8 protein-coding genes are annotated in these 8,364 nt (G+C 73.2%); 4 read left to right on the forward strand and 4 right to left on the reverse strand.

What is annotated here, in order from left to right; genetic code table 11:
- The 4 genes from WMI84_RS05650 to WMI84_RS05665 all read left to right on the forward strand — a co-directional run bounded on the left by WMI84_RS05650 (position 1) and on the right by WMI84_RS05665 (position 3,775).
- Complete coding sequence (locus WMI84_RS05650) at positions 1-744, forward strand: cytochrome c biogenesis CcdA family protein (RefSeq protein ID WP_347351180.1); 744 nt, start codon at positions 1-3, stop codon at positions 742-744.
- Positions 745-835: 91 nt separating this feature from the next.
- Complete coding sequence (locus tag WMI84_RS05655) at positions 836-2,431, forward strand: cytochrome c biogenesis protein ResB (RefSeq protein ID WP_347351182.1); 1,596 nt, start codon at positions 836-838, stop codon at positions 2,429-2,431.
- Complete coding sequence (ccsB, locus tag WMI84_RS05660; protein WP_347351184.1) at positions 2,428-3,456, forward strand: c-type cytochrome biogenesis protein CcsB; 1,029 nt, start codon at positions 2,428-2,430, stop codon at positions 3,454-3,456. The genes WMI84_RS05655 and ccsB overlap by 4 nt, the downstream gene beginning before the upstream one ends.
- Positions 3,457-3,463: 7 nt before the next feature.
- A complete protein-coding gene (locus WMI84_RS05665) occupies positions 3,464-3,775 on the forward strand; it encodes a DUF4229 domain-containing protein (RefSeq protein WP_347351186.1) in 312 nt (103 codons plus the stop codon).
- A 34-nt stretch (positions 3,776-3,809) separates the two neighbouring features.
- On the opposite strand, the gene WMI84_RS05670 is transcribed toward WMI84_RS05665, so the two are convergent.
- The 4 genes from WMI84_RS05670 to WMI84_RS05685 form a co-directional block, all read right to left on the reverse strand.
- Positions 3,810-4,691 carry a 1,4-dihydroxy-2-naphthoate polyprenyltransferase gene (locus tag WMI84_RS05670; protein ID WP_347351187.1) on the reverse strand — a complete coding sequence of 294 codons (882 nt, stop codon included), beginning with the start codon at positions 4,689-4,691 and terminating at the stop codon, positions 3,810-3,812.
- 91 nt (positions 4,692-4,782) lie between these two features.
- Complete coding sequence (locus WMI84_RS05675) at positions 4,783-5,052, reverse strand: PLDc N-terminal domain-containing protein (RefSeq protein WP_347351189.1); 270 nt, start codon at positions 5,050-5,052, stop codon at positions 4,783-4,785.
- A 45-nt stretch (positions 5,053-5,097) separates the two neighbouring features.
- On the reverse strand, positions 5,098-6,267 hold the full coding sequence (menE, locus tag WMI84_RS05680; RefSeq protein ID WP_347351191.1) for an o-succinylbenzoate--CoA ligase: 1,170 nt from the start codon (positions 6,265-6,267) through the stop codon (positions 5,098-5,100).
- Entirely contained in the window at positions 6,264-7,901 is a 1,638-nt protein-coding gene (locus WMI84_RS05685) for an MFS transporter (protein WP_347351193.1), read from the reverse strand. Before WMI84_RS05685 ends, menE begins: the two co-directional genes overlap by 4 nt.
- Between the last annotated feature and the right edge of the window lie 463 nt (positions 7,902-8,364).

The raw sequence follows: 8,364 nt of genomic DNA on the forward strand, positions 1-8,364 counted from the left end.
GTGGCACCGGACCTGCTGACCGGATCGGTCGCCATCGCCGTCGTCGTGGCGCTCGCGGCGGGGTTCGTCTCGTTCGCCTCGCCGTGTGTCCTGCCGCTGGTGCCCGGCTTCCTCGGCTACGTCACGGGCCTGGGCGACGTCTCGCTCGAGCGCCGGGCGCGCGGCCGGCTCGTGCTCGGCGCACTGCTGTTCGTCCTCGGCTTCTCGGTCGTCTTCCTCGCGATGGCGTTCGGGTTCTCCGTCCTCGGGCTGGCGCTGCAGGCCCACCGCGCCCTGCTCATGCGGGTCGGTGGCGTGGTCGTCATCGTGACCGCGCTGCTGCTGCTCGGTCTCGGCAGGGGGTATGCCGTCCAGCTGGCCTGGCGCCCGCGGGCGGGCCTGGCCGGGGCGCCGCTGCTGGGGGCGGTGTTCGGGATCGGCTGGAGCCCCTGTCTCGGACCCACGCTCGGGGCCATCTACGCGATGGCGGCGCCGCTGAGCGCCCAGTCCGCTTCCGTGGGGCGCGGGCTGCTGCTGGCGGTGGCCTACTGTCTCGGACTCGGGGTGCCCTTCCTGCTGATGGCCGCGGCCTGGGAGCGGGCCGGCCGGGCCAACGCGTGGCTGCGCCGCCACCAGCGGGCCATCCAGCTCACCGGGGGCGTGCTGCTGCTCGTGGTCGGGGTGATGCTCGTCACCGGCCTCTGGGAGACCATCATGGTCTGGCTCCAGGTGCACCTGATCGGCACCTTCCGGACGGCGCTGTAAGGATGGACGGCTCGGCAGGGATGGACGACACGGCAGGGATCGGCGACACGGCAGGGATGAACGACACGGCAGGGATGGACGGCACGCTCGGATGACCAGCACCGACACGACCACGCCGCGCCGCGCGGCCCCGTCGCCCCAGCTGCCACCGCTGGGCTTCGTCGGCATGCTCCGGTGGGCCTGGCGCCAGCTGACCAGCATGCGTACAGCGCTGTTCCTGCTGCTGCTGATCTCGGTCGCGGCCGTGCCCGGCTCCGTCTTCCCGCAGCGCAACATCGACCCCGGTCGCGTCGCCGACTACCTGGCCCGGCACCGGTCCAGCGGCCCCTGGCTCGACCGGCTCGGCTTCTTCGACGTCTTCTCCTCGCCCTGGTTCTCGGCGATCTACCTGCTGCTGTTCGTCTCCCTGATCGGGTGCATCGTGCCTCGGGCCAAGGTCCACCTGCGCTCGCTGCGCTCGCGGCCGCCCCGGGCGCCGGCCCGTCCCGAGCGGCTCGAGCACCATGCGGCGCTGACGACCCCGGCAGCCCCCGAGGCGGTCCTCGCCGCCGCCCGGCAGGTGCTGGCGGCGCGGCGCTTCCGGGTCCACTCCCACGACGACGCCTCGGTGTCGGCCGAGTCGGGCTACCTGCGCGAGACGGGCAACCTCGTCTTCCACGTGGCCCTGACCGGGATCATCGTCGGGATGGCGGTCGGGCACCTGTTCGGCTGGCGCGGCGACGTCATCGTCCCGGAGGGACAGAAGTTCGCCTCGTCGATCTCGACGTACAACACGTTCTCGCCCGGGCCGTGGGTCAACCCGGCCCGGATCCCGAGCTTCGTGCTCACGGTCGACCGGCTCCAGGCCGACTTCATCGACACGCCCGGCCCGACCTTCGGCCAGCCGCGAGACTTCATCGCCCACACGCAGGTGCGGCCCGACCCGGGTGCGCCCGCTGTCCCGGCGCAGATCAGCGTCAACCACCCCCTGTCCGTCGAGGGTGCCGACGTCTTCCTGCTCGGCAACGGCTACGCGCCCGTCATCACGGTGCGTGACGGCGCCGGGAACGTGCTCTACCACGAGGCGACGCCCTTCCTGCCACAGGACGCCACGTACCGGTCCGTCGGCGTCGTGAAGGTGTCGGCCCTGCCGGTCCCGAAGCAGCTGGGGATCAGCGGCTTCTTCCTGCCGACGGCCGAGCCGACGTTCGCCAACGGGCCGGCCTCGCTGTTCCCCGACGCGCTCGACCCCGAGCTGGCGCTCTCGGTGTGGGAGGGCAGCCTGTTCCCCGGCGGGCTCCCACAGTCGGTGTACACGCTGAACACCGAGGCGATGAAGCAGGTCACCAAGGACGACGGGTCCCCGGTGCTCGTGCGCATCAAGCCGGGCCAGACCTACCAGCTGCCCGGGGACCGCGGGTCGATCACCTTCGACTCGGTCAAGCGGTTCGCCGGCCTGTCGGTACGCCACGACCCCGGCGAGCTCGTCGCCCTCGTCTCGGCCATCCTCACCACCGCCGGGCTCATCCTCGCCCTGACGATCAAACGACGGCGCGTCTTCGTCCGGGTCCGGCAGGCTGACGGTCCGGACGGGCGAGCGGCTACCGTGGTGAGCATCGGCGGCCTCTCGAAGGACTCCGACGCCGGGCTGGATGCCGTCATCCAGGCCGTGCACGACCAGCTCGCAGAACGGACCTCCGCACCGTGACCTCCCCAGCCCTGATCAGCTTTGCCAACAACGCGCTCTACTCGTCGATGGTCGTCTTCGCGCTCGCGATGCTCGCCTTCGTCGCGCACCTCGCAGCGCGGGCCCCGCGCCGGGCGGAGGCCCGCAGCGCCCCCCGGACCGACGTCCTCGTGGGCGCGAAGGCAGGTGCGGCGGTCGGGTCCGACGCCGGTTCCCCCGAGGCGGACGTGTCGCTCGAGCCGGCGGGCGGGGCGGGAGCCGGCCCGGCGGCATCCGGGCCGGAGAGCCTGCGCAGCAGGCAGTGGGGCAGCATCGGGCTGACCCTGACCTACCTGGCCACGGCGCTGCTCGTCGGGTCGGTCGTGCTGCGCGGGGTGGGGGTCTCGCGCCCGCCGTGGGGCAACATGTTCGAGTTCGCGACCGCGGCCGTCGCCGCCGTGAGCCTGGCCTACAGCGTGCTGGCGCGACGCAACCGGTGGGAGTGGCTCGGGGTCTTCGTCGTGGCGCCGGTGCTGCTCGTGCTCGGGCTGGCCGTGACCGTCCTCTACACCGAGTCGCACGAGCTGATGCCGGCGCTGAAGTCGTACTGGCTCGCGATCCACGTCACGGTCGCGTTCCTCGCGGTCGCGCTGTTCACCCTCGCCGCCGCGGTCGCGGTGGTCTACCTGCTGCGCAGGCGCCGGGAGGAGCGACCGCCGGCCAGGCCCGGCTTCCTCGAGTCACTGCCGACCTCCGCTGCCCTGGAGCGCACCGCCTACAGCCTCAACATGGGCGCGTTCATCCTCTGGACCTTCACCCTCATCGCCGGGTCGATCTGGGCCAAGCAGGCCTGGGGCGCCTACTGGCAGTGGGACCCGAAGGAGGTGTGGACGTTCGTCATCTGGGCCGTCTATGCCGCCTACCTGCACTCCCGGGCCACCGCCGGGGTCGACGCCCGCAAGTCGGTCTACATCGCGCTGGCCGGCTACGCCGCCGTCCTGATCAACTTCACCGCCGTCAACCTCGTGTCGACCTTCGTCGGCATGCACAACTACTCGGGAATGTGACCTGTCCATGCTGATGCGCTACTCGGTGCTGCGCCTGCTGATCTTCTTCGGCTTCACGCTGCTGTTCTGGCTCGTCGGCCTGCGGCACAACACGGTCGTGCTCGTCCTGCTGGCCGCGATCGCCTCGTCGGTCACCTCGTACGTGCTGCTGCGCGGGATGCGCGACCAGATGACCGCCGGCCTGGTCGCCCGGCACGAGGCCCGGGTGGCCGCGCGCCAGTCCCGGCAGTCCGTGGACGAGCTGGCCGAGGACGCCGAGGCCGACGCGGGTGGGCAGGACGCCGGGGCCGGTGCCGGAGCCGGCGAGAACCGCACCTGACCCGCGCCGGCCGGGCGCCGGCCAAACCTGGACGTCAGCCGACGTGGTGCCCGACGGCGAGGCCCACGGCCAGCAGCAGCGACCACGCCAGCTCGAAGGCCCCGGTGCCGACCAGGACCGGCACCAGGTCGCGGCCGTGGGCGCCGCCCACGACCGCCCGGACCGGCCGGATCAACAGCGGTGCGGCGAAGACGGCGAGCAGCGCGAAGGGGGTTGTCGCGGCCGCGAGAACGGTCATGACGAACGCGACCATGACCAGCGCCAGGTAGAACCCCCGCGAGCCCCGATCGCCCATCCGGACCGCGAGGGTGTGCTTGCCCGTGGCCCGGTCGGTCGGGATGTCGCGCAGGTTGTTCGCGACCAGCAGGGCCGAGGCGAGCGAGCCGACGCCGATCGCGCCCCACCAGCCGGCGGGGGTCAGCGCCGTCATGGTCGCCATCGTCCCGAGGGTGGCCACCAGGCCGAAGAAGACGAAGACGAACAGCTCACCGAGCCCCAGGTAGCCGTACGGCCGGGAGCCACCGGTGTAGAACCAGGCGGACAGGATGGCCAGCGCCCCGACCGGGATCATCACCCACAGACCGGAGAGGGCCACCAGCGCGAGCCCGGACAGGGCTGCGAAGAAGAAGAACGTGAAGGCCGCGAACTTGACGCTCGAGGGGCGTGCCAGCCGCTGCCCGACGAGGCGGGTGGGGCCGACCCGGGTGGTGTCGGTGCCCCGGATGCCGTCGGAGTAGTCGTTGGCGTAGTTGACCCCGACCTGCAGGGCGAGCGCGACGACGAGGGCGAGCAGCGCGTAGCTCCAGACGACGTGGCCGGTCTGGTAGGCCGCACCGGTGCCGACCAGGATCGGCGAGACGGCGGCAGGCAGGGTACGCGGACGGGCGCCGTCGATCCACTGGGTCAGGGTGGCCATGGGTCCTTTGCGTCGGGTCGGGCTGCGGTGGCCCGGGGAGGGGCAGGGGTGTCGGCCGGGCGGTCGCGGCCCGGTGGCCGGACGGGGGTGCTCAGAGCCGGCGGAGGAACTCCGGGTCGTCGTCGGGTCCGCGCGGTCCCGGCGGACGACGCCTGCCGCCTCCTGCGGAGCGCTGGACCGCCCGCGAGTCGACGCGCCCCGCGACGAACCACAGCATCGGGCCGAGGACGGGGACCAGCACGACCAGCAGCCAGACCGCCTTCGGCAGCACGCGCACGAGGCGGCCGTTGGTCTGGAGGCAGTCGACGAGGGCATAGATCGTGGCGAAGACCACGGCTGCGGTCAGCAGTACGCGAGCCATGGGTCACTCCTTCGGCGAGGTGGTCACTTCTATCTTGCACCCACCTCAGCTGCCGTGCAGCGCGAGGCGGACGGCGGCCCGGTCGGGCTTGCCCGGCCCCAGCTGGGGGATGGTGGGCAGCGTGACCACCCGCCTGGGCAGGGCGGCGTCCGGCAGGATGCCGCGCAGCGCGTCGCGGACGTCCCGCGTGGTGACGTGCGCGGTCGGGTCGAGCAGCGTTACCGCCGCGCAGACGGCCTCGCCCCACTCGGCGTCGGGCAGCCCGATGACGATCGCGTCCAGCACGCCCGGCACGTGCCTGGCGATGGCGTCCTCGACGACACCGGGGGTGATCTTCAGGCCGCCCGTGGTGATGACGTCGTCGGCGCGTCCGTCGATGACCAGTCGTTCGTCGTCGTCGAAGTGCCCCAGGTCGTCGGTGCGGAACCACCGCACGCCCTCGGGGTCGACGGTGAAGGCGTCGGCCGTGAGCGTCGGATCGGCCAGGTAGCCGTGGGCCACCATCACGCCGCCGAGCACGACATGGCGGTCGTTGTCGATGTGGATCCGGGTGATGGGCAGGGGCACGCCGTCGTAGACGCAGCCGCCGACGGTCTCGCTCACGCCGTAGGTCAGCCGCAGGGCGATCCCGGCGTCGCGGGCCTGCGTGTGCATCGCCTTCGGTGTCGCCGACCCGCCGACCAGCACGCCGTCGAAGCCGCGCAGCGCCGCGCGCCCGACGTGGTCGGCCAGCAGCCGGCCCAGCTGGGTGGGCACGAGGGCCGTGTAGCGCCGGCCGGTCCCCGCGTCCGCGAGCCGGGCGGCGGCCCGCGCGAAGCCGGCCGCGGTGAAGCCGTCGCGACCGTCGAGCACGACGGGCGTCGTGCCGGCGCGGAGGGAGCGCACGAGCACCTGCAGCCCGGCGACGTGGTGGGCCGGCATGGCCAGCAGCCACGACCCCGGCCCGCCGAGCACCTCGTGCGTCGCGTCGGCCGAGGCGGTCAGGGCCTCAGCCGTGAGCATGGCCCGCTTCGGGCGGCCGGTCGACCCGGAGGTGCCGACGGCCACGGCCAGGTCGTCGGGCAGGTCGGCCGGGTCGTACGGTGCGATCACCGGGGGAGCCCCGTCGGCGGCATACGGGATGACGGCGGCGCGTCCGGCGAGTGCGTCCTGCAGCGCGGGCAGGATCGAGAGGGCGGTCGGACCGGCGGGCACGGGCAGGGGCAGGAGTGTCACGGAGCAGCCTTCGGGACGGTGTGGAGGCGGGCGGAACGACCGACCCGGCGGGACCGGGCGGCGAGGACGACGCAGCCGAGCAGCGCGGCCGCGGCGACCGGGAACCCGACGTGCGGGTTGAGCGGCAGCACGATACCGAGCGCGCCGCCGACGACCCAGAGCGTCTGCAGCATCGTCTCGGACCAGCCGAACACCGAGGTGCGGACGCGCTCCTCGATCTCGCGCTGGATGAGCGCATCGAGGCAGAGCTTGGCCAGCTGCGCGCTGAGGCCCTGGACGAGGCCGATCACGGCGATCAGCAGCAGCCCGTACCAGACGCCGGTCGCGGCGCAGGTGACCGTCGCCACGAGCAGGGTGATCATCGCGACGCGCTCGGGGCGGTGCTCGCGCAGCACGTTGCCCAGCACGCTGCCGCACGCGTTGCCGACCCCGATGGCGGCACCGACCAGGCCGAGGACCAGCCCGGGGTGCAGCCCGTCGAGCGGGTGCTCCTTGGCCAGGAAGGCCATGAACAGGATCAGGAAGCCGGTCAGCAGGCGGGTCCCGCCCGTCGACCACATGGCGTGGCGCACCGGCCAGGGGATGGCGCGCACCCGGCGGCGGGCCCGTCCGTAGAGCCCGAGGGAGTCGACCGTCAGCACCCCGTCCGTGGGCGGCGGGTGCCCGGCCTGCTCGGCGCCCGGGCGCGGGGGCCCGTCGAGGGGGATCGGCGCGGTGTCCTCGGGGGCGAGCTCGCCCTCCGAGCTGTCGATCCGGGACGGCAGCCGGATGGCCTGGACCGTGCCGACGACGAACACGACGAAGGCCGCGCGCAGGGCCCACGGCGCGCCGACGAGCATGAGGGCGCCGGCGAGTGCGCCGCCGACGGTGCCGCCGATGATGCCGGCGACGGAGACCTTCGAGTTGGCCCGGACTAGGGTCGTGTCCGGGGGAAGCACCCGCGGGACGGCGGCCGCGCGCACGACGGTGTAGGCCTTCGAGGCGACCAGGTAGGCCAGTGCGGCGGGGAACAGCCAGTTGCTGTGGCTCACCAGCGCCTCGGCCATCACCCAGCAGAGGAAGCCGCGCAGCGCCATGGTCGTACCGATGGCCCAGCGCCGGCCGTAGGGCACCCGGTCGAGCAGCGGGCCCAGGAAGGGCGCGACCAGCGTGAAGGGGATCATCGTCAGCAGCAGGAACGAGGCGACCTCGTCGCGGGCCTGCACGGTCTGCGGGTTGAGGAAGACCGTGCCAGCCAGGGCGACCATCATCGCGGCGTCGCCGGCGGCGTGCGTGGCGTGCAGCTCGGTCACCCGGGCCAGGCCCGACTCGGCGGCACCGCCCGAGCGGGTGTAGCCGAGGTAGGTACGGGTCGTGAAGCGACCGGCACGGGCGGTCAGCCGGGCTCCCTTGACGGTGGCCCGCCCGACCCCTCGGCCGACTGCCTTGGTCGCGTTGGCCGCGGTGGTCCGCAGCGGCTGCTGGTAGTCGGCGGGACGGCCACCCGGCGGGACGTCGGTCGCCTCGGCCCGCTGCTCCTCGGCCGGCTCGGCCCGCGGCTCGTCGCTGGGCCCGACCCCTGCGCCCTCGCTGGGCCCGACCCGCGGCCGGCTCGTGCCGGACCCGGTGTCGGGGGAGTCGTGCGGGGAGCTCACCCCTTCATCTTGCCTTGCCGCCGTGACAGTCCGCCCGAGCCCGCCGAGTCGGCGCCGTCTCCCGTCGACCGGGCCGGTCCCACCCCCGAGTGGGCACCGTCGCCGCATCGAGTGGGCACCGTCTCTCGCCGGGCCAGAGCCTCCCGGGCGCCGCACCCGAGTTACCGACCAGTACGACACGACAAGTCCAGCCCGGCGGCCCGCGTCGTGCTGGACCGGCCACGACCGGGCGGACTTGTTGTGTTCTTCGGAACATACGGACAAGACCCGCGCAGCCCCGCCAGGCATTGCCACAGCGGTCCTCGCGAGTCAGACCCGAAGCGCCGACAGCTCGGTCAGGCTTCCTGCCACGGCTGCCACATCTGGTCACCAGGCAAGCCGCTGATGGTAACTACTCACGACCCCGCGTGGCGTGTGGCTGATGTGATTGGTGGTTCGGTAGGGTCTGCGGGTGCCTGCAGCG

The sequence above is a fragment of the Intrasporangium sp. genome (assembly GCF_039812505.1).
Lineage (GTDB): Bacteria > Actinomycetota > Actinomycetes > Actinomycetales > Dermatophilaceae > Intrasporangium_A.